The organism is Herbidospora yilanensis (assembly GCF_001570565.1).
Taxonomy (GTDB): domain Bacteria; phylum Actinomycetota; class Actinomycetes; order Streptosporangiales; family Streptosporangiaceae; genus Herbidospora; species Herbidospora yilanensis.
Genome location: NZ_BBXE01000032.1, coordinates 12106 through 38818 on the forward strand (window position 1 = coordinate 12106; position 26713 = coordinate 38818).

The 26713-nt window shown below is 68.8% G+C and carries 28 protein-coding genes and 1 pseudogene; 17 read left to right on the forward strand and 12 right to left on the reverse strand.

What is annotated here, in order from left to right:
- Nucleotides 1-636 precede the first annotated feature (636 nt).
- The 4 genes and pseudogenes from AW273_RS37450 to AW273_RS25305 all read left to right on the forward strand — a co-directional run bounded on the left by AW273_RS37450 (nt 637) and on the right by AW273_RS25305 (nt 3112).
- Nucleotides 637-828, forward strand: coding sequence for a hypothetical protein (locus AW273_RS37450; RefSeq protein WP_157556126.1), 192 nt, complete (start codon nt 637-639; stop codon nt 826-828).
- A gap of 394 nt (nt 829-1222) precedes the next feature.
- Nucleotides 1223-1621, forward strand: coding sequence for a SulP family inorganic anion transporter (locus AW273_RS25300; protein ID WP_439648642.1), 399 nt, complete (start codon nt 1223-1225; stop codon nt 1619-1621).
- Nucleotides 1588-2073: pseudogene (locus AW273_RS39385) on the forward strand (RHS repeat-associated core domain-containing protein); the annotation flags it as partial. The gene AW273_RS25300 and the pseudogene AW273_RS39385, both read left to right, overlap by 34 nt.
- Nucleotides 2074-2338: 265 nt before the next feature.
- On the forward strand, nt 2339-3112 hold the full coding sequence (locus AW273_RS25305) for an IS5/IS1182 family transposase (protein WP_062352938.1): 774 nt from the start codon (nt 2339-2341) through the stop codon (nt 3110-3112).
- Between the two features lie 76 nt (nt 3113-3188).
- Here the strand turns inward: AW273_RS25305 and AW273_RS36550 are convergent, their stop codons facing one another.
- From AW273_RS36550 to AW273_RS25320, 3 genes are all read right to left on the reverse strand, one after another.
- Entirely contained in the window at nt 3189-3500 is a 312-nt protein-coding gene (locus AW273_RS36550; RefSeq protein WP_198168345.1) for a pyridoxamine 5'-phosphate oxidase family protein, read from the reverse strand.
- 70 nt (nt 3501-3570) lie between these two features.
- Entirely contained in the window at nt 3571-4293 is a 723-nt protein-coding gene (locus AW273_RS25315; protein WP_157556128.1) for a neutral zinc metallopeptidase, read from the reverse strand.
- Nucleotides 4294-4384: 91 nt separating this feature from the next.
- Nucleotides 4385-5629, reverse strand: coding sequence for a hypothetical protein (locus AW273_RS25320; protein ID WP_062352943.1), 1245 nt, complete (start codon nt 5627-5629; stop codon nt 4385-4387).
- A 313-nt stretch (nt 5630-5942) separates the two neighbouring features.
- Between AW273_RS25320 and AW273_RS25325 the strand changes: the two genes are divergently transcribed.
- Both AW273_RS25325 and AW273_RS25330 read left to right on the forward strand, forming a co-directional pair.
- Nucleotides 5943-6530: a TetR/AcrR family transcriptional regulator gene (locus tag AW273_RS25325; RefSeq protein ID WP_062352946.1), complete on the forward strand. Its 588-nt coding sequence runs from the start codon at nt 5943-5945 to the stop codon at nt 6528-6530.
- Nucleotides 6527-7681, forward strand: coding sequence for a GDSL-type esterase/lipase family protein (locus tag AW273_RS25330; protein WP_062352949.1), 1155 nt, complete (start codon nt 6527-6529; stop codon nt 7679-7681). Before AW273_RS25325 ends, AW273_RS25330 begins: the two co-directional genes overlap by 4 nt.
- Before the next feature lie 4 nt (nt 7682-7685).
- Here the strand turns inward: AW273_RS25330 and AW273_RS25335 are convergent, their stop codons facing one another.
- Together AW273_RS25335 and AW273_RS25345 are read right to left on the reverse strand one after the other, a co-directional pair.
- Nucleotides 7686-8084: a TIGR03618 family F420-dependent PPOX class oxidoreductase gene (locus AW273_RS25335; RefSeq protein ID WP_062352952.1), complete on the reverse strand. Its 399-nt coding sequence runs from the start codon at nt 8082-8084 to the stop codon at nt 7686-7688.
- Nucleotides 8085-8427: 343 nt separating this feature from the next.
- Nucleotides 8428-9372: a trypsin-like serine peptidase gene (locus AW273_RS25345; protein WP_062352958.1), complete on the reverse strand. Its 945-nt coding sequence runs from the start codon at nt 9370-9372 to the stop codon at nt 8428-8430.
- Nucleotides 9373-9809: 437 nt separating this feature from the next.
- On the opposite strand from AW273_RS25345, the gene AW273_RS25350 reads away from it, so the two are divergent.
- Entirely contained in the window at nt 9810-10373 is a 564-nt protein-coding gene (locus AW273_RS25350; RefSeq protein ID WP_062352961.1) for an RNA polymerase sigma factor, read from the forward strand.
- Nucleotides 10373-11308, forward strand: a complete 936-nt coding sequence (locus AW273_RS25355; protein WP_062352964.1) for a CU044_5270 family protein — start codon at nt 10373-10375, stop codon at nt 11306-11308. The genes AW273_RS25350 and AW273_RS25355 overlap by 1 nt, the downstream gene beginning before the upstream one ends.
- A 307-nt stretch (nt 11309-11615) precedes the next feature.
- Here the strand turns inward: AW273_RS25355 and AW273_RS37460 are convergent, their stop codons facing one another.
- The 3 genes from AW273_RS37460 to AW273_RS25365 all read right to left on the reverse strand — a co-directional run bounded on the left by AW273_RS37460 (nt 11616) and on the right by AW273_RS25365 (nt 13403).
- Complete coding sequence (locus tag AW273_RS37460) at nt 11616-11753, reverse strand: hypothetical protein (protein WP_157556130.1); 138 nt, start codon at nt 11751-11753, stop codon at nt 11616-11618.
- 60 nt (nt 11754-11813) lie between these two features.
- Nucleotides 11814-12170, reverse strand: a complete 357-nt coding sequence (locus AW273_RS38100; RefSeq protein ID WP_062352967.1) for a NucA/NucB deoxyribonuclease domain-containing protein — start codon at nt 12168-12170, stop codon at nt 11814-11816.
- 291 nt (nt 12171-12461) lie between these two features.
- Entirely contained in the window at nt 12462-13403 is a 942-nt protein-coding gene (locus tag AW273_RS25365) for a tetratricopeptide repeat protein (protein ID WP_062352970.1), read from the reverse strand.
- 62 nt (nt 13404-13465) lie between these two features.
- Between AW273_RS25365 and AW273_RS25370 the strand changes: the two genes are divergently transcribed.
- From AW273_RS25370 to AW273_RS25380, 3 genes are all read left to right on the forward strand, one after another.
- Nucleotides 13466-15295, forward strand: a complete 1830-nt coding sequence (locus AW273_RS25370) for a M48 family metallopeptidase (RefSeq protein ID WP_062352973.1) — start codon at nt 13466-13468, stop codon at nt 15293-15295.
- Nucleotides 15296-15343: 48 nt separating this feature from the next.
- Nucleotides 15344-15697 (forward strand): hypothetical protein, encoded by a 354-nt coding sequence (locus AW273_RS25375; RefSeq protein WP_062352975.1) that lies wholly within the window; start codon nt 15344-15346, stop codon nt 15695-15697.
- 448 nt (nt 15698-16145) lie between these two features.
- Complete coding sequence (locus tag AW273_RS25380) at nt 16146-17096, forward strand: ferritin-like domain-containing protein (RefSeq protein ID WP_062352978.1); 951 nt, start codon at nt 16146-16148, stop codon at nt 17094-17096.
- Between the two features lie 91 nt (nt 17097-17187).
- Here AW273_RS25380 and AW273_RS25385 read toward each other — a convergent pair whose 3' ends face one another.
- Nucleotides 17188-18354, reverse strand: a complete 1167-nt coding sequence (locus AW273_RS25385; protein ID WP_063910094.1) for an acyl-CoA dehydrogenase family protein — start codon at nt 18352-18354, stop codon at nt 17188-17190.
- An 87-nt stretch (nt 18355-18441) separates the two neighbouring features.
- Between AW273_RS25385 and AW273_RS25390 the strand changes: the two genes are divergently transcribed.
- Nucleotides 18442-19146 carry a winged helix-turn-helix transcriptional regulator gene (locus AW273_RS25390; RefSeq protein ID WP_062352982.1) on the forward strand — a complete coding sequence of 235 codons (705 nt, stop codon included), beginning with the start codon at nt 18442-18444 and terminating at the stop codon, nt 19144-19146.
- Nucleotides 19147-19292: 146 nt separating this feature from the next.
- Here the strand turns inward: AW273_RS25390 and AW273_RS25395 are convergent, their stop codons facing one another.
- The gene (locus AW273_RS25395) at nt 19293-19925 is read right to left on the reverse strand and encodes a pentapeptide repeat-containing protein (RefSeq protein ID WP_198168346.1); all 633 of its coding nucleotides are present in this window, start codon (nt 19923-19925) and stop codon (nt 19293-19295) included.
- Nucleotides 19926-20060: 135 nt separating this feature from the next.
- Here AW273_RS25395 and AW273_RS25400 point away from each other — a divergent pair, with 135 nt between their 5' ends.
- Complete coding sequence (locus AW273_RS25400) at nt 20061-21869, forward strand: 3-oxoacyl-[acyl-carrier-protein] synthase III C-terminal domain-containing protein (protein ID WP_062352986.1); 1809 nt, start codon at nt 20061-20063, stop codon at nt 21867-21869.
- A 130-nt stretch (nt 21870-21999) separates the two neighbouring features.
- Entirely contained in the window at nt 22000-23145 is a 1146-nt protein-coding gene (locus tag AW273_RS25405; RefSeq protein ID WP_062352988.1) for a hypothetical protein, read from the forward strand.
- 99 nt (nt 23146-23244) lie between these two features.
- On the opposite strand, the gene AW273_RS25410 is transcribed toward AW273_RS25405, so the two are convergent.
- Nucleotides 23245-24111 (reverse strand): leishmanolysin-related zinc metalloendopeptidase, encoded by an 867-nt coding sequence (locus tag AW273_RS25410; RefSeq protein ID WP_062352989.1) that lies wholly within the window; start codon nt 24109-24111, stop codon nt 23245-23247.
- Nucleotides 24112-24212: 101 nt separating this feature from the next.
- Between AW273_RS25410 and AW273_RS36555 the strand changes: the two genes are divergently transcribed.
- The gene (locus tag AW273_RS36555; protein ID WP_083950032.1) at nt 24213-24518 is read left to right on the forward strand and encodes an FAD-binding protein; all 306 of its coding nucleotides are present in this window, start codon (nt 24213-24215) and stop codon (nt 24516-24518) included.
- Here the strand turns inward: AW273_RS36555 and AW273_RS25415 are convergent.
- A complete protein-coding gene (locus AW273_RS25415) occupies nt 24449-25084 on the reverse strand; it encodes a TetR/AcrR family transcriptional regulator (RefSeq protein ID WP_062352992.1) in 636 nt (211 codons plus the stop codon). The genes AW273_RS36555 and AW273_RS25415 overlap by 70 nt on opposite strands.
- A 144-nt stretch (nt 25085-25228) precedes the next feature.
- Here AW273_RS25415 and AW273_RS25420 point away from each other — a divergent pair, with 144 nt between their 5' ends.
- Together AW273_RS25420 and AW273_RS25425 are read left to right on the forward strand one after the other, a co-directional pair.
- On the forward strand, nt 25229-26008 hold the full coding sequence (locus tag AW273_RS25420) for a glucose 1-dehydrogenase (protein WP_062352995.1): 780 nt from the start codon (nt 25229-25231) through the stop codon (nt 26006-26008).
- The gene (locus AW273_RS25425) at nt 26005-26481 is read left to right on the forward strand and encodes a nitroreductase/quinone reductase family protein (protein WP_062352998.1); all 477 of its coding nucleotides are present in this window, start codon (nt 26005-26007) and stop codon (nt 26479-26481) included. Before AW273_RS25420 ends, AW273_RS25425 begins: the two co-directional genes overlap by 4 nt.
- The last annotated feature ends 232 nt before the right edge of the window (nt 26482-26713 follow it).

Consider the following 26713-nt stretch of genomic DNA (forward strand, 5'->3'; position numbering starts at 1 on the left):
ACCGATCGGAAGCGCCTGGGACGGGGAAGGATTGACCCCAATTGTTACGAAAACCAGGATCGGGGTCAGTAGCCAAGCCAGTCGTCGTCGATTGGCCCGGCGTCGGGCGGCGAGAATGCCGCGTGGGGGAGAATGCATGCACTCCTCCTGAAGTGGGGTGAGATCGATGACGCCAGCCGGATGTTTCGCGCTGCGACTAGGCGGAGTTAACTCGCCGTGAACGCGCGCTCACGCGCAATACGGTTACGAACGCCTCAACGTGGCGCGGCGGGGTCCGTGAATCGGGTTGGTTCAGCACCAAGCTCAGGTCGAACCGCCCAGAGCGGGATTTGCGCCGCTCAGGCGGCTGATGGACAAATACAAACAGCTGACAACAGACGCAACAACCCCGAAACAAACCGTGTAACGTGGCCAACGGCCAGGGTCCACCGATTACTCCGTCGCCGGCGACGGGACGCACGGCGCGCCAAAGGCCGCGTGGGAGAAGGACCGCGCTGAGCCCGGATGCACCGAGCCGATTCGGACGTGGTCGCCGTGAAATGAAAAGAGGTGCCCTGTGAACTGGGAAGATGGGAGTTCTCTACGCTTCCATGATCCGCAGAATTGTTTCATGCCGCCGCCAGGACCCACGCGCGCTTGGACGATGAGCATGTGATCGCCTACGCCGGGCTGGAGCCGGTGCTGCGGCTGGCCGAACGCTGCGACTTGGACGGCCTCGTCGACGAGCACGTCGCCATCACCGAAATCCAGGTCAAGAGTGTGCTCCTGCGCGGGTTGGACGTGCTGGCCTCAACCTTGTCGACGCCGCTGGCCGCTCCGGGCTGGTGAGCGCTCAGCGAGACGGGGCCACCGTGGTGTACGCCTGGCGGGGGGACAGGTGGCGGGGCTCCTGCGGGCCGCCCGCGAACTGCCGACCGAGAAGCCGTCAGGGCAGAGCGAACTGCTGAGTGAGCTGCGGGCGGAGTCGCGCGACGAGAAGGCCGAGACGAGCGCGTGAACAGCCGGATCCGGGCGGGCTGGACGCGCCTGCGATCGGTGCCGCCCGAACGCGCCGAACTGGCCGCCATGGGCCGTCATCCCCGCAGGGACTTGCTGGCCGGACTGACCGTGGCGATCCTCGCACTCCCCCTGGCCCTCGGATTCGGCATCTCCTCGGGGATGGGGCGCGGAGGCGGGGCTGGCGACCGCGGTGGCCGCCTTCTTCGGCGGTTCAGCGCTGCAGGTGTCGGGCCCGACGGGGGCCATGACGGTGGTGCTGGTGCCGATCGTGCACGCGCACGGCGCATCCGAGGTGCTGGCCGTCGGGGTGCTGACCGGGCTCCTGCTCCGGGCGTTGGCGCTGGCTCGCGCCGGTAGGTACATGGCGCTCGTGCCGGCTCCCGTGGTCGAGGGCTTCACCGTCGGCAACGCCCGCGTGATCGGCCTGCAGCAGATCCCCGCCGCACTCGGCGTGAGCCCGGCTGAGGGAGAGATGGTCGTCGTGGTGGCCTGGCAGGCCGCCCGTGACTTCCTAACTGTGCCCGACTTTACCTACCCTTCGGGCAGCCCCGGGGCACCGACAACCTCCCTGGCACCGACTGCGGCTTCCTCGGAAAGATCGAAGACAGCCCAACCGGCCTGAATTACCTATCCGCGCGCTACTACGACCCGAGCATCGGCAAATTCATCTCCACCGATCCCCTACTTGGATCGAGAACCGCTCCACAGAGCTTCAACCCCTACGGTTATGCGGTTAATAACCTGCTCGACAACGCCGACCCGACCGGCCTGTGCTCCCCGGACTATTGCCAGCAGCGGGCAGGAAACCTAGACAGGCTTGCCGACAAGACCAAGGACAAGAAGCTTAAGAAGAAGGCCGCAGCGGTCAACAAGCGGGACTCCAAGAGGTGCCGGAAGCACTACCAGCAGCGAGATAACAACTGGGTCAAACGAGGCAAGGACCCCGTAGCCCAGAAGTCCGACAAGAAGACGCTCGATGATCACAAGAGAGAAAGGAGAGGCGCGGTTCAGGAGCGGCGGTTTCGGATGGCATCCTGGGCGGCCCCATCGAGGAACCACTTCTGGGCATTTTAGGTGCGATCCCGGGAATCGGCGGGGTGGCACGAGCGCTGAACACCGCAAGGAGCATCTCACAAGAACTAAACCCCACCGAGCAGCCGCCATACGGCCCCTTTACCCGAAGCGAGTCGACAACACAAACAGTGAGCCTTTTCATCCCCTGTGGTGGGCGGCTGGTCGCAGCGTGATCGCGGTGTCGGAGTTTGCCCCGTGACGTAGTGAAGCCCCTGGTAGACGGGTTGATCACCACAATCAACAGCCCTACCACCAGGAGCCTCGGGTGTTGTTCTATCGCGCTTCCGTCGATTTGTCGCGTTCAAGGCTGAACTACGTGGCCGGGATCATCCGCCGGCACCGTAAGGCGATCGGGTCGGTGTGGCGGGCGCTCAACCCCGGCCGCCAAGCGCTCCTGGTCCTGGTCCACCTGCGTAAGGGCGAGACGTTCATCCAGCTCGGAGCCGGTTTCGGAGTATCGGCCGCGACCTCCTGGCGATACGTCCAAGAGGCCGTGAAACTGCTGTCGGCCCGCTCCCCGAAACTGGCCGCGGCACTGCGCAAGGCCGTCAGAGACGGGCTGCGGCACCTGATCCCGGACGGCACCCTCATCCGCACCGACCGGGTCCGGGCCGACCGGCCGTACAACTCGGCCAAACATCGCACGCACGGCATGAACATCCAGGTCATCGCCGGTCTCGACGGCAATCTGGTGTGGACGTCGGGTGCGCTTCCGGGCAAGACCCACGACCTGACCGCCGCCCGGATCTGGGGCATCCCCCGCCACTTGCGGGCGGCCGGGATCCTCACCCTGGCCGACAAGGCTTACCAGGGGATCCACAAGGAAGCGGCAGTGGTGATCACTCCATACAAGGGCAAGGCCGAACCGCAGAAGGCGGCCAACCGGTCCCACGCCCGGCTACGCGGGCCAGGGGAACGCGCGAACGCCCAGCTCAAAAGCTGGCGGATCCTGCACCGGTTACGGTGCAGCCCGTCCAAAGCCGGTCACCTGGTCAAAGCCATCGCCGTCCTGCAAAACCACCGAGTCGCCGGAGGATGAAAAGGCTCACTGACACGGCGAAGCCGCTGCTGACGGCGTTGAGCCTGTCTGACCTGGATCGCGCCTGCTTCTCTCGTCAAAGCCCGACGTTGCGCATGACGTTGTCGCGCCAGCGATCCATTGCGCAGATGTAGCCCAGTACCACCGGAGAGGTGGGCGCCCAGCGGCCGTGCGCGGCGATCTGGGGATTGTGCCGCAGCGCCGGCACTTTGGCGGCCTTCGGCACGGTGGCCATGACCAGGTTCGCGCCGTCCCACCAGAAGCCGATGGGGATCACCCTCGGCGCGCCGTCGGGGCCGGTGGAGGCCAGGCGCGCCGGGATCGACGAGTTCAGCAACTGCCGCGCGATCGGCCGGGCGAGCACCTCGGCGACGTCGTTCGCGTCCACGTCCTTCTCCCTTGTCTGACAGGTAGGACGGAGCCGTTCACGCGTTCTCGACATGCCCGGAGAGGTTTTTCTAGACGACCTTGGACGCGCTCGCCGTCCAGGTGTTACAGGCGCCCGGTTTGCCCGACTGGTAGCCCTTCTTCATCCAGAAGACGCGGTTGGCGGGCTTGCCGTTGTGCTTGAGGCGGGCCAGCTCCTTGGGCTCCATGACGGCGATGACCTTGGAAAAGTCGGTGATCTTCCGGCCCAGGCTGCGGGCCGAGATCCCGGCGAGGCAGTCTCCCTGCAGGAAGTAGCGGTGGGTCTGCTCGGCGACGTCCTCACCGGTGCGGTCGTTGGGCAGCGCCCAGTAGGCCTCGGCGATGCCGGTCATGCCCTGGACCACGCCGTTCCAGGTGCGGATGAGGGCCGCGAACACCTTCTCGTCGCTCCTGGCCTTGATCCAGTCGTCGGCCAGCCTGACCTGGATGGAGGTGTAGCAGATCTCGGCGTACGAGCCCTTGACGCCGCTGCTGCCGCTGCAGGAGCCGGCGTCCTTCTTGAAGATCACCTTGACCGGCTGGAAGTCGTCGATCGCGCCCTTCCACGCGGTGTTCAGGCAGGAGACGACCTTCTGGATGTACTTCTCGGTCGACGACTTGGTGGTGCCCTTGACGGCCTTGCAGGAGACCTTGGGGAGGGCGGCCTTCTTGTAGATGGGGTTGGCGGTCAGGGTGGGCTCGCCCTTGATGGGCGCGAAGTGGGCCGCGCCGGTCGTCAGCACGAGGCCCGCCACGACTAAGTTCATGATCACGTACGGGAGGGTAGCGGGCCCCTCCGGCGATGGATGCGGAAACCGCATTTCCTTCACACCACCTACGCAATCACCATCTTCTTCGGCGGCGCTAAAAGACGCCGAACTGGCTGCCGGAACTGTAGGTGTAGGCGTCGCCGCCGCTGATCGCGGTCACGCCGTGCGGGCGCGACGCACCGGCTGCCGGGTAGGAGTAGGTGCGGGAGGTGTCACCCGAGGCGGCGTGCCTGACCTCGCTGGTGCGGTTGCCGGTGACGTCGTTGCCGAAGCTCGTCCAGTACGGGGCCGGGCCGCCGACCACCGACTGCGCCGGGGTGGTCGCGCAGCCTTCGCTTCCCTGGGCCCACGCTTCGGTGAGGCGGCGCAGGTAGTCGTACTGGAAACACTGGGAGTCGGTCGTGTTCGCCTTGTCGGTGATCGAGGTGATGTTGCCGGCGGTGTCGTAGCCGTAGTTGAGGTCGCTGACCATGGCGGGGCTGACCTTGTCGGCGTAGTCGGTGCCCGAACCTGAGTACATCTGGGTCGTCACGCCGGTGAGCCGCTTGCGCGTCCAGAAGCTCGGCGACCTCTTGCCCGTGCACGTCGACGGGCAGTTGAGGTCGGCCGGGGTGTCGGGCCACTTGGTCGCGTTGGCGGTGGTGAACTTCGACTCGGCGCAGTCGAAGTTGCCGTCGGGCAGGCAACGTTCTGCCATGCCGAAGGCGGCCCGGGCGGGGGTCTGGACGGTGAACAGAGTGTCGGAGCGCTGCGCGTAGCCGCTGCGGTCGTAGGCCGTCACCGTCAACAGTTTGCGGTTGTAGTTGTTGCTCTCCTTGGAATACCAGTACGTGGCGGCGTTGCCGTTGGGGTCCACGACGTAGTCGAGGTTCCACCGCCACGCCTGCCTGCACCAGTCCTGGGCGTTGCACGGCTCGCCGGAGTCGTCGCCGTAGACGGGGACCGTCCACGCCGAGGCCGTTTCGGGCTTGCCGCTGGTCCAGCCGGGCAGCCGGTTCAGGCCGAAGAAGTACTGGGTGCCGTCGATGGTGGTGAGCTTCCAGTGCTCGCCGTCGTTGTCGCCGTTGGTGGTGCTGGTCAGCTTCTCGACCTTGGTGCCGTCGTCGCGGATGAGCTCGCTCGCCTTGCAGGCCAGCGTCACGGTCGCGTTGTCATACGCCCAGCACAGGTCGCCGGTCTTGGGGGTGACGCCGTCGTCGGCGCAGGACCGGTAACGGCGCTCGATGAACCCGCCCGACTGCAGGTCCCACCCCTCACCGACCACGCTGGGCTGGTTGTTCGTGGACGCCGTCAGCCCGTCCACCTTGGAGGAGCTGTAGGTGAGCGCGACCTGGGGCATCGGGTACGTCCAGCTGAAGTCACCGGTCGAGCCACCCGCGGTCCACGTCGCCGACGGCGACAACGAGGTGGCCGAGTAGTCGCCGGAGGCGCCGCTTGGACTCGGCGCCGTCGACCGACGGGCTATCTGCTGGGAGCTCTCGACCCGCCGGGTGGACAAGCTGGCCGAACAGTTGGGCTCCCGCCCCAACCGGAACCGTTCCCGATACCCCTGAAGTCGAGGAACTCATGGAATTCGCCTGCCGGACCACCTCGACCGCGGTGCCTACTGAGCTTAGGGGAAAGCCTAATGCTATTAGGTATATGGTGATGGCATGAAGGCAAGCCCTTTGACGGTGGCCTCGATCGTGGAGGCGGCCGCCGACCTTGCGGACGCGACGGGATTCGACTCGGTCACGCTGTCCGCCGTCGCCCGCCGGCTCGGAGTGCGGAGCCCCAGCCTGTATTCACACGTGAAGGACCGCGACGCGTTGCTGGAGGGTGTGACGATCCTCGCCCTCACCGAACTGGCGAGCCGGGTGTCGGTCGCCGTGGCGGGACGGGCCGAACGGTCAGCCCTTGAGGCGCTGGCCGACGCGCATCGCGACTACGCGCGCGAATCGCCGGGCCGTTGGGAGGCGTTGCAGCGCCCTGCGGGTGAGGAAGCGGCCCGGTCGGCGGGCGCGCGCGACGTCGTCGCGCTCACCGCCGCGGTCCTCCGCGGCTATCCGCTGCCGGAGAGCGAGCACGTCCACGCCGTGCGGTTCATCGGCAGCACCATCAACGGCTATCTCCGCATCGAGCGCAACGGCGGCTTCGCTCACAGCCGGCCGTCCGCCGCCGTCTCCTGGCATCGGATCATCGACGCGCTCGACGCCGCTCTGCGGGCCTGGCCCGCGCCCTCCGAAGGAGAACGACCATGATCATCACCGCCTTCGACGACCGGCTCGTCCGGGGGGTCGCCGAGCTTGAACGCACCCCGCGAGGCGTCCGGCTCCACCGGCTGCCCGGTCGGGTGCGCGATCAGTTCCCGGATCCGCAGTTGTCGATGATGGAGGCGCAGCCCTCTGGCGCCCGTCTCGCGTTCACGACCGTGGCGCGGACGATCGAGCTGGTCGTGCATCCCACCCGGGTCGCCTATCGGGGCGCGGATCGGCCGCGCGGAGGGATCGATCTCGTGGTCGACGGAGAACTGGTCGCCGGGGTGCGACTGGCCGACGGCGATCTCGTGGAGGTCGACCTCGAAACGGGGGCGACGCGGTTCCGGCCGGGTCCCTCACAGACGGTGTCGTTCCAGCGTCTGGGCCCCGGTGACAAGGACATCGAGATCTGGCTGCCGCACAATGAGGGGCTTGAGCTCGTCGAGTTGCGGACGGACGAGCCCGTCCGTCCCGTCGACGCGAAGGGTCCGTTGTGGGTCCACCACGGCAGTTCGATCAGCCACGGCTCGAACGCGAGCGGACCCACTCAGATCTGGCCCGTCGTCGCGGCCCGACGCGCCGGCGTCGAACTGCGCAACCTCGGCCTGGGCGGAAGCGCGCTGGTCGACCCGTTCACCGCCCGCGTCATCCGTGACTCCGCGGCAGACCTGATCAGCGTCAAGCTCGGAATCAACGTCGTGAACCTCGACGCCATGCGGCTGCGGGCCTTCGTCCCCGCCGTCCACGGCTTCCTCGACACCATCCGCGACGGACACCCCGACACACCGCTTCTGCTGATCTCCCCCATCCTGTGCCCCATCCACGAGGACACCCCGGGACCGGGAGCCGTTGACCCGGCGACGCTGGGCACCGACCAGGTCCGCTTCACCGCGACCGGCCGGCCCGGAGACCGTGAGCTGGGACGTCTCACGCTCCGGGTGATCCGCGACGCGCTCGCCTCCCTGGTCGAGCGGCGTGGTGACGACCCGAACCTCCACTACCTCGACGGGACCGCGCTCTACGGAGAAGCGGACGCCGCCGAGCACCCCCTCCCCGACGCGCTCCACCCCGACACCGCCACGCATCAGCTCATCGGCCGGCGGTTCGCCGACTACGCCTTCGCCCCGGGGGGTCCCTTCATCTCACAACGGTGAGGGCCTACTCGGCGGTGTAGTCGCGGGCCCAGCAGACCTCCGGCTGGATGAGGAAGGCCACCAGACCCTCGCGGATGTCGTACGGCTCGCCGGTGTATCGCTCGGCGATCCGGTCGACGATCGGCAGGGCCGCGTCCCCGTCGACGCGCCGCACGACGCGGCCGCGCACGGTGGCCATGTCGAGGGGGTTGTCCGAGCCGGTCACCGAGAGGGCGATGCGGGGGTCGGCTTCGAGGTTCTTCACCTTCTGCGAGCCTTCAAGCGAGAAGAAGGCGATCAGGTCGCCCTCCACACCCACCCACACGGGAACGCTGTGGGGCGCACCGTCGGGTAGGAGGGTCGCGACATGGGCGACCGTGTCGCGCAGGAAGTATTGGCGGACGTCGGCCCAGTTCTTCGTCATCACCTCAGGCTAAGGTGCGGACGATGGCCGGCAGCCGGACCGACCGGGTCGGCACATCACACCGCGCCCGCCGCCGTCGTGCCACCGCTGCCGCGGCAGGCCGTCGCCGAACCACCGGTCGCGGCCGAACAGAGGGACGGCTACAAGCGCACCAGCTTCCGGCACTGGGTCGACGCCGACGGATGCACCGCCCGGCCGCGCGCGGAGAAGTTCGACATCTTGACCGGCCGCCGTGGTGATCGCGCCCGGCCGGGCTGTCGACGGCCCTATGCGGCCCAGGACGCCTAAGGCCACGCCCAGTCAGCGGCGCCTGTCGTAGATGGACCTCACGATCCGGCCCTCGTCATGACAGGGTCGCGCCGTGGGCGCCGGCGTGCTCCCAGAGCCGCCGCGCGGCGTCGCCGAAGAACGGGCCCAGGACGTACTGGCCCCGGGCTCCCTGACTGTTCACCGACGTGACGTAACCCCAGCCTCTGGACTGCTGGTAGTCGTACATCCACGGACCGCCGCTCGACCCCGGCGCGGCGAGAGTGGCGCAGTCGCCGCCCGCCTGCAGCCTCTTGAAGACGCTGGCGATCACGGTGGTGGCGCAGTTGTACTGCCATTCGCCCTCGGACGGCGGGATCGCCGGGTAGCCCCACAACGCGGCGGTGTAGACGCCCGTGCGGTTGAAGGACATGCCGTTCCATCCCGTGACGTCGCCGAGGACCCGGCCGTCGCGTGGCAGCACGCTCGCGAAGGCGTAGTCGTAGGTGTAGTCACGCGACTCGATCCACGGGCTGTAGACGTAGGTCCCGACGACGGTCCAGGTGCCGTAGTAGGGGTCGGGGCCGTAGTTGTAGTAGGGCAGGTAAACGAGGTTCCTCGCCCAGGTGCCGCCTGGGCCTTCGTGTACGCAGTGGGCCGCGGTCGCGATGACGTTGCGGCCGGGGCCGCCCACCGCGCTCGCCGAGCAGGCGAACAGTCCCTGCGCGTTCTCCCCGAGGATCAGGCCCACCATGGGATTGGCGAGGAAGCCCTTCTGCGGGCCGCCAGCGGGTGCCGAGCCCGGGACGGTCAGTTCACGCCCCGCCGGTTCGGCCGGCCGGGCCGGGGCGGCGCTTTGCTCGGCGGCAGGCAGCTCCCGTGACCTGGCTCGCGCGATGCGCTCCGGGGTCCAGAACGTCTGGAGTGACTCGGTGACGGTGGCCTCGGCGCCGACTATGCCGGGCCCGGAGTCGGCGGTCGCCGGGGCGGCGAGTGTTCCGGCGGCGACCAGGACACCGAGCAGGAGGTGAAGTGATCTCATGGAACCGGACGTTAGGAACCCGGCCTTGGATCCGCCTTGCCGTCCGCTGCAGACGGTCTTGTCATCGACAAGGAAAACGGCCGGAACTCGTCCCGGGGGTTGTCCTGCGCCAGGCGCTCCACTGCGTACCGGCCGCCCAGCCGGACGGCGCCCTTGTCGTGGGGCCCTCGACGCGCGTCCGGGGGTCAGTCGGCGCGCTGGCGGCCGAGCCGTCGCCCGTCCTCGACGTACTCGGGGAAGTGCAGGCTGTAACGATCGATGTGGTGACTTGCTCGGCAGGACCGTACCAAGGCCTGGGCTGGCCCAGACTGTCCAGTTCCCCTGCTCGGCTACGCCGGCGACCCGTCCCGCCACAACGAGCGCGAGGAGACTTCGGGAACTCGGTGACGACCTTCGGGAGACAGCACGGTGAAACATCTGCTCACGAAGGAGGGGCTTTGGATGCTGAGACGGTCGAGATCGACGATGGAGAGCTGATCCGTCGTTCGGCGTGTGACCCGGAGCAGTTCGCGGCGCTGTTCGACCGCTACGCCCTGCAGATCCATCTGTACGCGGCGCGGCGGCTTGGCGTGCAAACCGCCGACGACATCGTGGCCGAGACGTTCCTGGCGGCCTTTCGCAGGCGCGGGACGTATGACACGTCGTTCGCACTGGCCAGGCCGTGGCTGTACGGGATCGCCACCACGTTGATCGCCAGACATCGGCGGCAGGAGGAGCGGTTGCTGCGGGCCCTGAGCCGCACCGGGATAGATCCTCTGCCCGAGGCGCTGGACGACACCGTGGCGCGCCGGGTGGCGGCGCAGGGCAGGGATCGTGAGCTGGCGGGGGCGCTGGCGTCGCTGCCCCGTGGGCATCGGGACGTGCTGCTGCTGGTGGCGTGGGAGGACATGTCCTACGAGGAAGTGGCGCGGGCGCTGGACATCTCTGTGGGAACTGTGCGGTCACGGCTGCACCGGGCGCGAAAGAAGGCCAGGAACGTGCTAGGGGATGAGGAGCTGTAGTGAACGAGCTGAAGGAGTTTCGCCGGCACACCCCGGTGATGACCGGCAGCGCCGCGACTGTTGCCAAGGCGCGGCTGATGACGGCGATCCACGAACCAGAGGCCGCGCGCGAGTCGGCCGCGTCCGGTGCGAGAAGGTTCGGCCGGCGGATCGCGATGGCGGCGGCTCTGGCCCTGGCGATCGGTGGGACCGTCGTGACGCTCAGGGACCAGCCGGACATGGCGCCGGTGGCCGGTGTGGCCGAGTTGGGCGAGCGTGCCGCCAGCGCGGCCCAGAACGATCCGACGCCCGCGCCGGGCCCCGCTCAGTGGCTCTACACCAAGGAACTGCAGCTGGCCGGCATCGAGGCCGACGTCGACCGGGACCGGCGCGCCACCTGGGAACGGTGGACCAGTGTGGACGGCAAGCGGTCGGCCTGGTATGAGGGCGGCAGGCTGATGTTCCAGGGCAGCGCGGTCTTCAACCCTGCTGATCTGGCCAAAGCTCCTGTCACCCCGGCTGGGGTGACGGCCAGGATCAAGGCGGGCATCCTTGACGAAGACCGCCGGGGGCCGCAGGAACTGAACGGCCACGTCCCTCCGGCGATGCTCCTCATGGAGATCAACCAGTTCCTCTCCGAACAGTGGCTCACCCCTGAGGTGCGGGCCGCGCTCTTCCGTGCGCTGCCTGCGATCAAGGGCATCACGGTGGCCCAGAACGTGGCCGTCGCCGACGGACGGCGAGGTGTCGCCTTCAGCCTCACCGACGACGGAACACAAAACTCTCTTGTACTGGACCCGCAGACCTTCAGGTATCTGGGCGCCAACTCGACGCGGCTGCAGGACCGGATCTACGAGCGGGCCGATGGCAGTAAGGAGATCTTCAAGGCGGGCATGGTAAGCCTGACCGCGCAACTGGAAGCCAGGATCGTGAACGAGCCCGGCCAGCGTTCCTGATCGCAGCACAGCGAGAACGACGACGATGACCAGGGCGTCTGAAGCGGCGACCACTCCTCGTACCGCGACGATCAGGGCTTTGATGTCATCGGCCGTTACGTCTTGGGCGAGGTACCCCGCGCCCTGCCACGGTGACAGCTCACTCTGCACCACCGCCTTGAGCTGCTTGACCAGCTCCACCTTCAGCACGTCGCTACCTCGACCCGAAGTCGGGCGCGAGGGCGAGCGTCCAGTCGCCGATCGTGACGAGGTGGATCAGCTCGGCCCGGTAGTCCTCCTCCAGCTCCGCGATGAGGTCCACATCGGCCTACGTCTTCGACGCGACGTCGGCCCCGAATCGGCGGGCGACCTCGTCGATGTCGGGCTCGTGGACCCAGGTGAGGCAGAGCTGGTCCGGGAGGCCGGCGTCCATGAGCTCGGCGTACTTCGCGTCGGCGGGGTGCACCTTTTTTCCCTTTCAACATCGTGGCCCGCCCGGAAACCAGGCGGGCCACGATGTTAGCCCTCAGCGGACTGGAGGCTCGTCACGGTCGTCCGGAATCGGGTTGCTGTAGACCCAGAAGGGGTCGTTGCCGAGCCTGCGCGTCTGCTGGCAGAAGACGCCGAGCTGGCTGCCTGAACTGCGGTTGTCGGACGCGTCGATGTACCGCACCGAGAAGTTGCCGTTGGCCGAGAGCGAGCCTTCCTTCGTACTGGCGAAGGGGAACTCGTCGCAGTCCAGCCTCTGCTCCTTCGGTTTCACGTACGGCCATTCCTTGCGGCAGACGCTGATCGGATTGGCGCGGTTCTTCTTGACGGTGCCGCTGGGCGCCTCGTCGGGGTCGATTTCGGGGTTGGCCGGAGCAGGTGGCGTATAGGGCATGCGCAGGTAGGCGCAGATGACGTTGACGATGGTCTGCCGGTGGCCGGTTGTCCTGTGCCAGGCGCTCTAATGCGTACCGGCCGCCCAGACGGACGGCGGCCTTATCGTGGCCGAGCGGCCTGCACCCTGGGGCGCATCCCCGCGAGACTGTACCTGCGCACCATCCCGGTGCTGTTGCACTGGACCGCCTGCTGGGCCATGCCGCGTTTCCTGCGCTGGATCAACGGCGGCGACCCGGTCCCCGTCAACGACCGCGTCCTGCGATTCCTCGGCGACCACAACTGACGAAGGTCAGCGGAGCGCCTTCCGGTACGCCTCCGTCCGGAGGTCGTGGAAGCGGCGGCCGGGATCGCCGAACAGCTCCCAGGGCCATTTGGTCGCGAGATCGCCGATCATGTCGAACTGGTCGGCCGCCGCCGCGTACTGGCCGGCCAGGCAGAAGGCCAGCGCGAACATGTTGGGCGCCTGCGGCCAGCCCTGGCGGCGGCGGAAGGCCGGGTGCCGGACCGACCGGTCGGCGGCGGCGTGCAGCTCGGCCACCACGTCGGCGCGCGTGAAGTACTCGACGAGGTTGTCGCTCATGCGGTACTCCAGGTGCGCGCTCGGGATCAGCATCCCGATCGGGCTGCCCTCCGGAGCCTGCGCCACCGCCTCGCGGGCGAAGGTGAACATCTCCTCGTCGCTGCCCATCCACTTGGCGCACATCGCCTGCAACATCTGCTGGTACGCCTCCACGTGGAACGGATGGATCCGCAGCACGTTGTCGAACCTGCGCCAGGTCTCCTCGTACCCGACGCTCCGCCCGCGCGCCGAGGTGACCAGCGACGCCCAGGCCACCACCTCGTCGGGGTCCCGCTCGACCACCTCGTCCAGGCAGTCCTCGGCGATCTTCAGCCGTTCGGCGAAGCGCCGGAACTGGGCGGAGGAGGTGTCCGAGGCGGGGGCGGACCCGCGCGCGTCCCACGCCCAGGAGACGCCGTGCACGCCTTTGACCAGCAGCGGGACGAGGGAGTGCGGCTCGGCCGCGATCCACTCGTCGATCCAGTCCTGCACGCCGTCCACGGTGGCGCAGATCTTGTAGTAGAAGGTGCGCACGTCGGGGTCGGTGTGCGCGGTGAGCAGGTCGCGGGCGGTCCGCCAGTCCCCGGCGCCCAGCGCCTTCCGGAGCAGGTTCGCGTCCGGGTCGCCCATGCAGACGTCGACGGCCTTCTTGCGCCCGAACAGGAAACTCATCGATATCCCAGCCCAAGAACTTGTAAGGTGCGAAACCCCCCAATTGATCAATAAGGATATCCATGATCGGCTTTGCCCGGGCAACCCTGTCGCTCGCCCTCCTCGCCGGATTTTGCGTGGTGGGCGTCGGCCAGATAGCCGGCGCGATCGCCCTGACCGTCCTGATCAGCAATGTCATCGCCGGTTTCATCGCCGTCAAGCTGCTCTGGCCCCTGGTGGCGGCCGCCGCGATCGGCACGGGCCGCGCCGTCTGGCAGCTGGTGCGCCACAAGCCCGAGCCGCCCGCCGGCCTGCGCGTCGCCGACCCCTGGCTGGTCCACACGGTGACCCGGCTGGCGGGGCAGGTCGGCACCCGCCCGCCGGACGAGATCTGGCTCGTCCCCGAGGTCAACGCCGCCGTCACCGAGGACACCCGCCTGCTCGGGCTGATCGGCGGAACCCGGCGGCTCATGCTCGGCCTGCCCGTGCTGCACGCGCTCACCGTCTCCGAACTCGAAGCCGTGATCGCGCACGAGCTCGGCCACTACTCCAACCGGGACACCCGCCTGGCCGCCCTCTCCTACCGGGGCCGCCTCGCCATCGCCACCGCCCTCGACCGCACCAGCCGCCGCAACCCCGTCTCCTGGATCTTCCGCGGGTACGGCAGACTGTATGTGCTGGCCGACAACGCCGTCTCCCGCCGCCAGGAGTTCGCCGCCGACCGCGCCGCCGTGCTCATCGCCGGCAAGCAGGCCACCGCGACCGCCCTCAGCCGCATGCCGGGCCTCGACGCCGCCTGGGGCTTCTTCCACCACGCGTACGTGGGGCTGGGCTGGCAGCACGGGTACGTGCCGCAGGACATCTTCGGCGGCTTCGCGATGATGGCACACGCGCGGGCCGAGCAGATCGCGGCCCTGACCGACGAACGGGCCGAGGGACGCGGCTCCCGCTGGGACACCCACCCCCCGCTGCCCGCCCGCATCGCCGCCATCCGGGCCATGCCCGACACGCCGGTCCAGGTCGACCCCCGCCCCGCCCACGCGTTCGTCGCCGACCTGCCCGCGCTCACCCGCGCCCTGGCCGACCAGGTGGTGGACGCCGAGGGCCGCACGCCGCTGCCGTGGCCCGAGTACACGGCCGCCGCGCTGACCGCCGACCTCCAGGACGAGGTGGACCGGGACTTCCGGGCCATCGCCCGCGCTCTCGGCCGTCCCACTGCCGACCTGACCACCGTCGTGGAGCAACTGGCCGCCGGACGGCTGGCGGAGGTGGCGCAGCCGCTCTTCCCCACCGCCACCCGCCGCGAACTGCCGGACCTGTTCGCCGGACCGCTGGCGCGCATGTTCACGCTGGCGGCCATCCGGTCCGGCGTGGTCCAGTGGCGGCACTCCTGGTCGGGCCCCGCGACCTTGGTGACCTGGGACGGAACCGAGCCTCCGCTGGAGGAGACCGCCGCGCTCGCCCTGCGCCCGAACGGCCTGCGCGAGGCGATGGCCCACCTCACCCACCTCGGGGTGCACATCTCCGCCGGCACCCAGCGCGACACCGCCCCCACCGCCGTCGGCGCCGCCACGATCGGCGGCCTCGCCAACGTGAAGGTCGACGGCGAGGACCACGACGTGATCATCCTCACCGCCGGCCTGGTCCTGGTGCCCGAACCCGGCCGGATCAACAAGGGCAGGCTGCGCATGCGGGACCTGGTGGAGAGCATGTCCGCCGACAAGCTCGCCCGGAGTCATCCGTTCATCGCGTACGAGACGGTGGAGAGCGTCCGCGTGAGGCGGAAGGTGCCGCTCAGGGCCGAGCTCACCCTGCACGACGGCCGGACGGTCGAGCTGCGGGAACGCCTGGAGAGCGAGGAGCTCGGCAGCTCCAGCCGGGACGCCCTGATCGACATCCTGGAGAGTCTCTAGGGCGCCGCGGGCCACGCCAGGGCGGTCCGCAGGTCACCGCCGTGACCAGTGGGCATACACCACCTACACACCTTTGGACTGCGTGCCGACGATGTCTTCGCCGGCCCGGTTATCGACCGGACCAGCCATGTGTTCTGGATCCGCACCCCCCTGGGAGCCCTCTCACTGTCGCCCGAGCGCGAGGGCCGCGGCTATGAGGTCGGGTACAGCGGCGGTGGGCCGTACGCGCTTGCCGAATACATGCACAAGCTGATCGACTCCAACGGACGAGACACCGCTGTCGGCGGTCTGCCTCATGGGCAAAAGCCCGATCCGCGGATCCTGGCATGGGCGGCAAGCGCAGAGGCGACCCACACGCAGGAACTGACATTAGAGCAGCTCAAGGCTTTTCAAAGCAGATGACTCCGGCCCGGCCGACCGTGTGATCGTCGGCTCATGCGGGTGTCCTCGTCGAATTGGGCGTCGATGCTGGAGCTGTTGATAAGGGTTCCAAGGAAGGGGAGCGATCGGATGTCGCGCTGTTGTCCGCCGGAGAGGGCGCCCCCTCCGGCGCCCGGCGGAAGCTACGCGGGGTCGCCCTCAGCGCTGCCCGGCCTGTCATATAACGCCAGGTCGCTGGATGTCTGAAAAGATTCCGCGGCTTTGTCACAACTCCTGGCCCTCCCCTGTCCTAGCTGACGTCCGGCAATGAGAAAGGGTCCACGCCCCTTACTTCGGCAGTGAGCTGAGTGGCCCTCGGCCGGATCGGCTGTTTCGACTGGCTCAAGGACAACCAGGGGAAGTGATCACATGTCCGATGCATGGACGACCGCGCTGACGGTGCTCCAGGAGGGGGAGGTGTTCGGAGAAGATGCCTGAGACACTCGATGACCTGCGAGAACACCTGCAGTGGGCGGTCGAGCTCGAACACGCCACCCTCCCGCCCTACCTGTGCGCGCTCTACACGCTCGACCCGGAGCGCAACCCCGAGGCGGTCGAAGTGGTCGGGAGCGTGTTCGCGGAGGAGATGCTGCACCTGACGCTGGCCGCCAACCTGCTGAACGCGGTGGGCGGCCGGCCCCGCCTCGACACGCCCGAGAACATGAAGCCGTTCCCCCGGACACTGCCCCACGGCAACCTGAAGTTGTCGCTGGAGCCGTTCGGCCCGGAGGCGCTGGAGAACTTCCTGCGTCTCGAAGCGCCCACCCCTGACGGCACTCCCGCGCAGGCTGAGGGTTACGAGACGATCGGCCAGTTCTACGCCGCGATCGAGAACGGCCTGCGCGCCTTGTGCGCCCGGCTGGGCGAGGAGGCCGTCTTCACCGGCGATCCCTCGCGCCAGATCGGCGCGAGCCACTTCCGCCACACGGCCGGGCGGCTGATCGCGGTCACCGACCTGAAGTCGGGGCTGGCGGCGCTGGACGAGATCGTGGAACAGGGCGAGGGCATGGCCCGCGACGAGGTCTGGGACGGCGACAAGGACGTCTTCCACCCCGAACGGGACGAGGTCGCCCACTACTACCGCTTCCTGGAGCTCAAGGCGGGCCGCCGCTACCAGCGGGGCGACACGCCGAATTCCGGCCCGACGGGCGACCCGATCACGGTCGACCCGGCGGGCGTCTACCCGATCACCACGACCGCCTCGTCGGAGGAGTTCAACCGGGCCTACTGCGCGCTGCTGCGGGCCCTGGAGGAGGCCTTCGACGGCAGCCCGCAGCTGATGGCCTCGGCCGTGGCCGCCATGTTCGGCGTCAAAGCGCAGGCCATGGCCCTGGTCGCCAAGGGGGCACTGCCTGCCTTCGCGTACGTGGAGGAGGGATGAACCCGAACATTTCCGACCGACTCACCAGACCCGGGCGGTGATCAATCACTACCGCCGAACGATCTACGGATGTCGTACCCGCAACGGCCGATCAGGTTCGATGATCCGCCCGACCCCCGGATGCCCCGGCCAGGGCGGCGGTGCCGGTCAGCACCAAGGTCGCCTCGGGGGTGAGGGGATGGAAGGGACCGCCGCGGACGTCCCGGTATGCCCGTTCCAGCGGAGAGGTCCGGAAGAAGGCGGCACCTCCCACCACGTCGAGGGCGAGGTCGACGACGGCCTTCGCCTCGCACACGGCGTGCCGCTTGGCCACCATCAACGTGATCAAGGTCGGCTCGTCCGCCGGCGGGTCGTCGCCGACCTCCTCGACGGCGGCGAGCAGCGCCCACCAGGCCACCCGCAGGCGGGCGGCCATCTCCCCCAGTTGACGAACCGCCGCCGGGGCCGGGTCTCCGGCACGCGCGCCGAGGACGCGGAGCGCCTCGTCGTAGGCCCCCCGTGCGATGCCCAGGTAGACCGCGCTCACCACGGGCGCGAAGTGAATGGCCGCGACCAGCAGCGGCCCCGCGAGCTTCCCGTACGGCCGGCGACCCAGGATCTTGTCGGCAGGGACGAACACGTCCTCGAACACCAGGTCATGGCTGGCGGTGCCCCGCATGCCGAGGGTGTCCCAGGTCTCGGCCATCGAGACGCCGGGGCTGGACAGCGCTACCCCCGCGTGCAGCACCTCGGCGTCGGGGCCGGGTTCCCCGAGCACCGCAGAGGTGGAGATGACGGTGGCGACCGGCGCCTGCGAGCAGAACGTCTTCCGCCCGGTGAACCGGAACCCGCCCTCGACCTCGACGGCCGTGGTCGTCGGGCACACCCAGTCCGATCCGCCGCTGGTGGCCATGATCAGCCCGTCCGCGGCAACGCGCCGCAGCACGCCCTGGGCATCCGGCGCACCTCGACGGTGCCGCCAGCACTGGACGAGGGTCATGTAGAGGTGCATGGCCGCGGACAGGGCGGCCGATCCGGCGTGGCGGGCGAGTTCGCCCTCGGCCAGCACGACCTGACGGAGCCCGGCGCCCAGGCCGCCGAACTCCGCGGGTACGGCCAACCTCAGGTAGCCGCGGTCCTGCATCACCCGGTAGCCCTCGGCGACGAAGGTCGCGGCCAGGTCGTGTTCCGCCTCGCTCGGCGCGCACCGCACGCCGACCTCGGCAGCCAGCGCGAGGACGTCGGCGTCGTGCTGGGTCGGGCTCATTGCGAGAGTCATGGCTCGACGGTAAGAACGCCGGGCCGTCGCCTCTAGTACAAGATTTGTACCACCAGGTGATTTCGGGGCGGAGTTACGCTGACCGTCGTGGGATCCTCATATGGACAGTTCTGTCCGGTGGCCAAGGCGATGGAGCTGCTCGACGAGCGCTGGACGCTGCTCATCATCCGGGAACTGGTCACCGGAAGCCGATACTTCAACGAGCTGCGCCGCGGGGTGCCGAGGATGTCCCCCTCGCTGCTGTCCAACCGTCTCAACCGGCTGGAGCGGTCGGGCGTCCTGGAACGCCGTCCCGACGGCAACCGGGTGCTGTACGTGCTCACCCCGGCCGGGCAGGAGCTGCGGCCGGTGGTCGAAGCCCTGGGCGCGTGGGGCATCCGCTGGATCCCCGAGCTGGGCGACGAGGACCTCGATCCGCAGTTGCTGCTGTGGGACATCCACCGCAACGTCGACCACGACGCCATGCCCGAACAGCGCACGGTGGTGCAGTTCACCTTCACCGATGTGGCGGCGCACACCCGTGACTGGTGGCTGGTCGTCACCCGCGGCGACGCCGACGTGTGCGACGACGATCCCGGCTACCCGCCGACGGTGAAGGTGACCGTGGGCCTGCGGCGGATGACCGAGATCTGGCGTGGCGACCTCACCTGGCCCGACGCCCTCCGCTCCGGAGCCGTCGAGGTGCACGGCCCGGAGGCGCTACGCCGCCAGATGCCCCGGTGGTTCAGGCTGTCCACCTTCGCCCAGGTCCCCCGGCCGCACCGGGACGGCGCGGTGAACTCGTCGCGCTGACCCGCGCATCGGCACCTCCAAGACCGACAAGGACTCCGCCGGGCAGACCATCGCCATCCCGCGCGGCAGCCACCCGCCGACCGTCGCCTATGCCAACGGTGTGCCGGTCTCGGTCATCGCCGCGCACGGCCCCCGGTGGTACCGGGCTACATCCGGGCCGGCCTGATGGTGATCTCCATCTCGGCCGCGAACGCCTCGGCAAGGCCCTGGAGCTGCGGCCGGTCGATGATGATGTGCCTGAGCGCGCCCAGCCCGCGAATGCCGGACAAGTCGTTGCCTCGCAGATCGAGGCCGCGGTACCCGCCTCCACTGAACTCGGCCAGCGCGAGATCGCAGTCGTCGATGGCCACGCCGCCGCTCAGATCGCCCGCGACGAACTGCGCCTCCCGCAGTGAGCACGACGAGAAGATGACGGACCCGCTGGTGCGTACGCGGGTGAAGGTGGCGAGGTCGAGCCGGCACCCTTGGAAAACCACGTCATCGAAGGTGATCTCCTGCCACACGGCGCCGAGCATCCTGCAATCGGTGAACGTGACCCGGGACAACTTGCTGTCGCCCCAATGGAGATTGGCCAGGTCACAGCCGGAGAACTCCACCGAGTGCAAGGTCAGGTCGTTCAGGCGGGCACGCTGTGTCGTGAGGCCGGTGATGCACCCGTCCATGAGCCGAGTCCCCGACAGGGTCAGCTCGCGCAGGCGTGCACCGGCGTACCGGAAGTCGCGCAGCTTGCCGTCCTCGCCCTCCAGCGAATCGACCCTGTCCACGTCGGTGTCGTCCAAGTCCGGCAGCGTCACCCTCGTCTCGCGCACGGCACGTGTATCCATTCGTTTACCTTCCAGCTGAGGCGACGGTGTACGGAGACCGCTAACGGAATGTTCCGCCCCCGGGCCGGTCCCGGAACGTAGAGTCGACGAATGGCCCGAACGGTCATCGACTCCATCGGGGTGGCGACCCCCTCCCGAACCGTCACCACCCGTGACGTCGTCGGCGGCTGCCTTCGGCCGCTCGACCTGCCGTTGGAGCTGATGACCGGCATCGTCTCGCGGCGAGTGGCCGGCGAGGGCGAATACTCGGTCGATCTGGCGGCCAGGGCGGGGCTCGACTGCCTGTCACGGTCGTCGATCCCGGCCGAGGAGATCGACCTGCTGATCAACACGAGCATCTCGCGGATCGACGGGCCCTCGAGGGCGACCTACGAACCGGCCCTCGCCACGCGGCTGCGTCATCTGCTCGGCTGCCGGCACGCCTGGACGTTCGACCTGACGAACGCGTGCGCCGGCACGTTCACCGGCATCTGGCTCGCCGACGCGCTGATCCGCGCGGGGCGGGTACGCACCGCGCTGGTCGTCAGCGGCGAGTTCGTCTCCCATCTGATCTCCACAGCTCAGCTCGAGATCGACGGCAGGCACGACTCGCGCATCGCCTGCCTGACCCTCGGCGACGCGGGCGCGGCCGTCCTGCTGACCCGCTCCGGCGACGACCGCACCGGACTGGAGCACATCGGGCTGCGCACCCTCGGGGAGCACCACGCGCTGTGCGTGGCCGGGCCCTCCGATCGGCCACACGGCGGCGCGGTGATGAAGACCCAGATGGCCGCGCTGGCGGCGGTCGGCATCCGCGAGTCGATCGCGCACGCCGCCGAGTCGCTCGCCGCGCTCGGCCTGACCATCGGCGACGTCGACCGGTTCATCCCCCACCAGACCTCGTCCGTCGCCATCAGGGCGGGGATCCGCCACGCCAACCGCGCGTTCGGCGCCGACGCCCTGCACGAGGGCAACGTCATCGACAACCTGGCGACATGGGGCAACACGTCCACGACCGCCCACCTTCTCGCCCTCTACGACGCCGCGAGAGATGGCCGCGTCGAGTCGGGTCAGCGGGTGCTCTTCGAGATCGCCGCCTCCGGCGTGACCGTCGGCACCGCCGTCTACACCCTCGACGACCTGCCCGCCCGCCTCGCCGGAGGCCTCGGGTCGACCCGGCCCACACCCTCCACGACACCGGCTCCGCTACGCGGAGTCCGCATCGGCGCCGTCGGGCTGGCCACCGAGGGCGCCACCACGATCGAGCTGCTCCGCGAGGCGATCACCGGCTGCCTGACCGGCCGTGACCAGCCCGACCTGCTCATCCACACCGGGGTGTACGTCACCGGCCTGATCGCCGAACCCGCCGTCGCCGCGATCGCGGCGGGCGAACTCGGCCTCGGGGGCGACTTCCTCGGCTTCGACCTCACCAACGGCGGCCTGGGCACCCTCGACGCCTGCCGGGTGGCCGCCGAGCTCATCAGCGCCGGGGCGGTGCGGACGGTCCTGGTCGCCGCGTCCGAAGACGGCGGCGGCGTGAGGCGCCGGGGGTCGGCGCTGCTCCTCGAAGCGGGCGACGGCGGTTTCGCCGGTTTCCACTCCCGCCACTTCGACGAGCACCTCGCCGACTTCCACGCGACCGCGGTCCAGGAAGACGGCCGCAGCTTCGTGCGCGCGGGCGACCGCCGGCTGCTCGCCGACCGCACCGCCGCGCTCGTTCCCCAGGTCGTGGCCGAATTACTGGCCGCTCACGGCGTGACGGAAGACGAGGTCACCACCATCCTGATGCCGGACCCCGAGCTGTTCACCTCGGCGCTGCCGTTCGCGTTCGCGACGCTCGACGCCGCCCCCGGAGATCTCGTGGTCATCGTCGGGGCGGCGAGCGGAATTGAGATCGGCGCGGCGTTGTATCGGATGTGATCACGCATTTAGCATGCGTCCGGGAGAGCAGATGAGCGAACCACGCACGCAGTTCGATCCATTCGAATTCATACCCATATTCCCTGGTCGATTACGTGACAAGGGAATCAGCCGGATCCTCCTCGCCGGGTTGGTCATCTTCCTGGTCACCGTGGCGTGCACCCTCATCGAGGGCACCTTCGGGCGGCCGGACGACTTCCGCTTTCCGGCCGACGTCGCTTATGCGCTGACCGGTTCCGGCAAAGCATCCGAACCGAATTTCCCGCTGCTCCGTGACTTCACCAGCCTGCTGTGCGGGTTCCTGGTGGTGACCGGTTTCGCGTTACTACACCGCAACTGGCACCATGTCTCGACCGCCCTCACGCAGTTGCGGGAATCCCGCACGATCGTGCCCCGCCTGGTGCCCAGGTCGAACGTGTTCTCCCGGGTGCTCGGCATCGACCGGCTGCTCGCGGGCGATGAGGGCACCGCGCTCGACCGGCTCGACCACAAGTTCGGCGGCGTCACCGCCCGGACCAAGCTGGTGCTCTCCGGCTCGGTCGTCGTCGGCAGCTTCATCTTCGCGACACTGCTCGCCAACGGCCTGAGCCAGAACGCCTTCCGCGTCTTCGCCCCCCGCGGAGTCTCGGCCGCCGAGCAGGCCGCATGGATCGAAACGGCCAAGCAGAACTGGTGGGCCGGGCCGGAACACCCGCTGGGCGTGGTCATCTACTCCGTGCTGGCGTTCCTCGCGATGGTGCTGATCTTCACGTTCAACGTGGTCGGCGTGCTGACCGTCTATTTCAGCGTCGCCCTCTACTTCGCCGCCGACCTGCGCGCCGACTGGTACAACCGCGACGGCCGCTTCGGCTGGACCCCGGTGGCCCGCGTCTACCGCACGGCCTACTGGGCGCTGGTCGTGCTCGGCACCGCCATCGCCGTCCTGATCGCGGCGCTGGGCAGCAGCGTGCCCATCTCCGTCCTCGGCCTCATACTCCTGTACGTCCTGCTCGCCCCCGTCTACACCCTGGTGCCGTGGCTGTGCTTCCGGACCGTCGAGCGGGCGGCCAAGGAGGCCCGCGTCGCCGAGCTGTCGGAACTCCTCGCGGACGTCGACGAGCGCGACCTCGGCCAGGTGCAGCCGCTCGTGGCCGAGTTCGCCCGGACCAACGCCGCCCGGATCAGGCCGATGCGGCTGCGCACGGTGCCGTTCGGGGCGTTCGCCACGGTCGTCCTGCTGCCGATCGTGCTGACGGGCCTGCAGATCTTCGCCCAGATCGGGCCTGGCAGCCGCTGACACCCAGCCCGATGGAGCCGTCTCTGTTCTTCACCTGACGCCAGAAGCCGCGGAACGTCCAGGCGTCGAAACTCGCCGACGAGGAACCCACCCGAACCTTCAGATGACCACGGGCGGCTGATCGGCGGACACCCCGCAGATCAGCATGGTCTCCGGGGCCACCGCGCGCAGGTCGGCGAGCAGGAGCTGCGACGGCAGCACATACGGCTCGCCGGCGGCCATGTCGACCTGGTAACCCATGTCGGCCAAGGCGGCGGCCGTGAGGCGGCTCATCGGGTTGCCGACGCCGGAGGCGACCCTGCTGGTCATGAGTTCCGCGCCGAACACCGACTCGCGCCAGTGGGAGCCGACGCTGCCGGGACCGCCGACGTTCTCCACCGGGACGACGTGCGGGTCGGTGCTGAACAGCAGGGCGGCGAACTCCTGACCGGCCCGGACCCCGGTGAACACCGGGCCGGTGGTGCCGAGGCCCTGGACGAGGTCGAGTTCCTGCCAGATGCCGCCACCCAAGCCGAGCGTGTGGCCCATCTCGTGGCAGATGACGTCGTGGAGCAGGCCGTTCTCCTCCATCCGGTCCAGGTCGAAGCTGTCGAAGGTCATCTCGCCGACGGCCGGGAGCCGGGTGCCGGAACGTACCAGGAGCGGCCGGGCCTGGCCCAGGATGTTGCCCTGCGGGGTGCCGGGGCCGTCGATCTCGGCGCCCCGGGCCAGGATGAGGATGTCGTCGACGATCTCCCCGGGCGTGAGGCCGTCCGGGAGTCGTGGCAGGCCGGGGATCTCGACCTCGGGCAGGTCCCCCACGATCACCCGGGCCCAGCGGTCGGCCGCGGCGGCGAACGCCGCCTTCTGGGTGTCGCTGAGGCCGCCCAGGAAGCGCACCTCGATGGTGAACGGCGACCGGGTCTCCGCCACCGCCCGTGCACGCTGCGCGCTGGCGCGTGCCACGTGGAAATCAAACTCGCCCATTGCTCACCTCTTCATGTGTCTCGTGCCCCGATCCTCCGCCGGCGGAAGGGCGGCGACTTGAGTAGCCCGCTACTCAACAATCCGGGCGGGCGGCCGACCCGGTGCGCGAGGCCGGTGACCGCGGCACCCTCGCCCGCGGAGGCGGCCGCTCCTACGGCGACGCGGACCGCAACGCCGGCGGCACCGTCCTGGACCTCACGGGCCTGAACCGGACGCAGGCCCTCGATCGGGAGACTGGCGTGGTCGAGGTCGGGGTGACCACGGACGCCCTACCGCGCGCGGTCGCCCCCGCCGGGTGGTCCCCTCTCCCCGACCCCGGCTACACGGCCGCGGGCGACTATATGTCAGACCGTGCAGGAGCGGCGTATCGGGCGACGATGGTGCGCACGGCCTCGTCGACCACCTGAGCGACGCGTTCGGCGCTCACCTGCCAGCCCGGCACCAGGAGTGTCGGCCAGAAGACGTAGTTGGAGATCATGCCCAGGAACTGGGTGGCTGCGAGGTCCACGTCTTCGACCCGCACCGTTCCCGCCTCGTGCTCGGCTAGGAGGTAGCCGCGTACGGACTCGAAGTAGGGCATCTTCCCGTGCGAGAACTGCGCATTGGCGAGTTCGGGGAATCGCGGCAGCTCGGCGATGACGATTCGGAACAGGTCGGTCATCTGGGCGCGGCTCAACAACTCGGCGTAGCGGCGACCGATGGTGCTGAGCCCGTCGACAACGTTGCCTGCCGGCGGAGGATCCTCTTCGTCGGCGGTTGACCAGGACTCGGTGACCATGGCGTCGAACAGGGCAGCCTTGCTCGGGAACTGCTTGAACAAGGTGGCCCGGGAAACGCCCGAGCGCTCTGCGATCCGCGCCAGCGACGTCCGGTCGTAGCCCAACTCGAGGAACAAAGCGGTCGCGGCCGCCACGATCAGCGCGCGCTTCTCCTGGGCGATGCGCTGGTGATACGTCGTCACGACCCCGCTCATAGGCCGAGTATACGAGGTGAGTGGCTTGACTCGCCACCGCCACCCGCCTACTGTCGGCGCAGAGGTGAGTCACTCGGCTCACCATCGGCCGCCGTCCATCACCGATGACCCCGGTCAGTCACCCACATACCGAAGGAACATCCGATGCGCCGCTTCGACAACCAGACCGTGCTCGTGACCGGTGGGACCGGTGGCCAAGGCTCGAGCCACGTACGTGCCTTTCATGCGGAGGGAGCGAACGTGGTGATCGGCGACATCGACGCCGAACGCGGCACCGCTCTCGCCGCCGAGCTTGGGACCCGTGCTCGCTTCACCCGCCTCGACGTCACCGATGAGAGCTCGTGGTCCGCCGCCGTGCTAGCCGCCGAGAGCACCTTCGGCGCCCTGAACGTGCTCGTCAACAACGCGGGCGTCCAGAACCCGCCAGCGCCGATCGAGAAGACGGACCAGGCCACGTGGTCGCGCATCCTCGACATCAACCTCACAGGGACCTTCCTCGGTATCAAGGCCGCCGCCCCTGCTCTGCGCCGCGCAACAGGGGGAGCCATCGTCAACATCGCCTCGACAATGGGCCTGGGCGGCACCGCACACTACGCGCCGTACGTCGCCAGCAAGTGGGCCGTGCGCGGTCTCACCCAAACGGCAGCGCTGGAGCTCGGCCGGGACCACATCCGCGTGAACACCATCCACCCCGGCGTGATCGCGACCTCCTTCATCCAAGAACCAGCAGCCGGCGCCACCGCGGCGATCGCCGACTTCTACTCACCCGAGCCGTTCGCCATCCCCCGGCTTGGAGAGCCGACCGACGTCACCCGGCTTCTCCTGTTCCTCACGTCATCAGACGCGTCGTTCATCACGGGGTCGGAGTACGTCATCGACGGTGGACTCCTCCTCGGGCCCGCCCTTCAGATCGAGACCGCATGAGCAGTCCAGACACGACCGGATCGAACGAGTCCGTACGAGACGCGTCTTTGTCGCACCTGCCCGATCACATCCGGCGAGCCATCGAGATCACACCCGCCGCAGGCACCAGGGAACGGATCATCGACATCACGACGCTGGGGCGCCGAACCGGCCGCCCACGCCGCATCGAGATCTTCTTCTACCGAGCTGCGGGCACCACCTACCTGTGTAGCGGCGCCGGCGGAGGCGCTACCGACTGGTATGCGAACCTTCTCGCCAACCCCTCCTTCACCTTCCACCTCAAAAACGGGATCCGCGCAGATCTGCCCGCACTGGCCACGCCGGTCACCGCCCCAGCTGAACGTCAGGCCGTGCTGGCGGAGATCGTCGCGGATCTCAATCAGCCCCACGACCCCGGCACCATCCGGCCGACTCGGCTCGAAGACTGGGCCAACAGCCGGCTGATGCGCATCAGCTTCCCCCATCGGCCGTGATCGCCCCGCTGGCAAACAAGCCCTGCTTGTCGTGGAGAGTTGTGATTCTGGTGGTGGTGAGCCTGCACTCTGCCCGACGCCTTTACTAAGTAGATTTATAAGCGAGATTTCTGACTCGATCCCGGACCCACATGAAGGTACGCATTCAGCGGGCGTACCTCCGGGCCGGTGCGGGGAGTTCCTGGAGGTCTGACGAACACCCGAGCACACATCAGACCGATCACCGGATGCC

Coding starts and splice junctions, on each gene's coding strand:
- AW273_RS25320 (WP_062352943.1), bottom strand. CDS start 5,629: ATGCCCCAGGTCGCGCTCACCTACAGCTCCTCCAAGGTGGACGGGCTG.
- AW273_RS25325 (WP_062352946.1), top strand. CDS start 5,943: ATGAAGGCAAGCCCTTTGACGGTGGCCTCGATCGTGGAGGCGGCCGCC.
- AW273_RS25330 (WP_062352949.1), top strand. CDS start 6,527: ATGATCATCACCGCCTTCGACGACCGGCTCGTCCGGGGGGTCGCCGAG.
- AW273_RS25335 (WP_062352952.1), bottom strand. CDS start 8,084: ATGACGAAGAACTGGGCCGACGTCCGCCAATACTTCCTGCGCGACACG.
- AW273_RS25345 (WP_062352958.1), bottom strand. CDS start 9,372: ATGAGATCACTTCACCTCCTGCTCGGTGTCCTGGTCGCCGCCGGAACA.
- AW273_RS38100 (WP_062352967.1), bottom strand. CDS start 12,170: ATGCCCTATACGCCACCTGCTCCGGCCAACCCCGAAATCGACCCCGAC.
- AW273_RS25365 (WP_062352970.1), bottom strand. CDS start 13,403: ATGAGTTTCCTGTTCGGGCGCAAGAAGGCCGTCGACGTCTGCATGGGC.
- AW273_RS25370 (WP_062352973.1), top strand. CDS start 13,466: ATGATCGGCTTTGCCCGGGCAACCCTGTCGCTCGCCCTCCTCGCCGGA.
- AW273_RS25380 (WP_062352978.1), top strand. CDS start 16,146: ATGCCTGAGACACTCGATGACCTGCGAGAACACCTGCAGTGGGCGGTC.
- AW273_RS25385 (WP_063910094.1), bottom strand. CDS start 18,354: ATGACTCTCGCAATGAGCCCGACCCAGCACGACGCCGACGTCCTCGCG.
- AW273_RS25400 (WP_062352986.1), top strand. CDS start 20,061: ATGGCCCGAACGGTCATCGACTCCATCGGGGTGGCGACCCCCTCCCGA.
- AW273_RS25410 (WP_062352989.1), bottom strand. CDS start 24,111: ATGGGCGAGTTTGATTTCCACGTGGCACGCGCCAGCGCGCAGCGTGCA.
- AW273_RS25415 (WP_062352992.1), bottom strand. CDS start 25,084: ATGAGCGGGGTCGTGACGACGTATCACCAGCGCATCGCCCAGGAGAAG.
- AW273_RS25420 (WP_062352995.1), top strand. CDS start 25,229: ATGCGCCGCTTCGACAACCAGACCGTGCTCGTGACCGGTGGGACCGGT.
- AW273_RS25425 (WP_062352998.1), top strand. CDS start 26,005: ATGAGCAGTCCAGACACGACCGGATCGAACGAGTCCGTACGAGACGCG.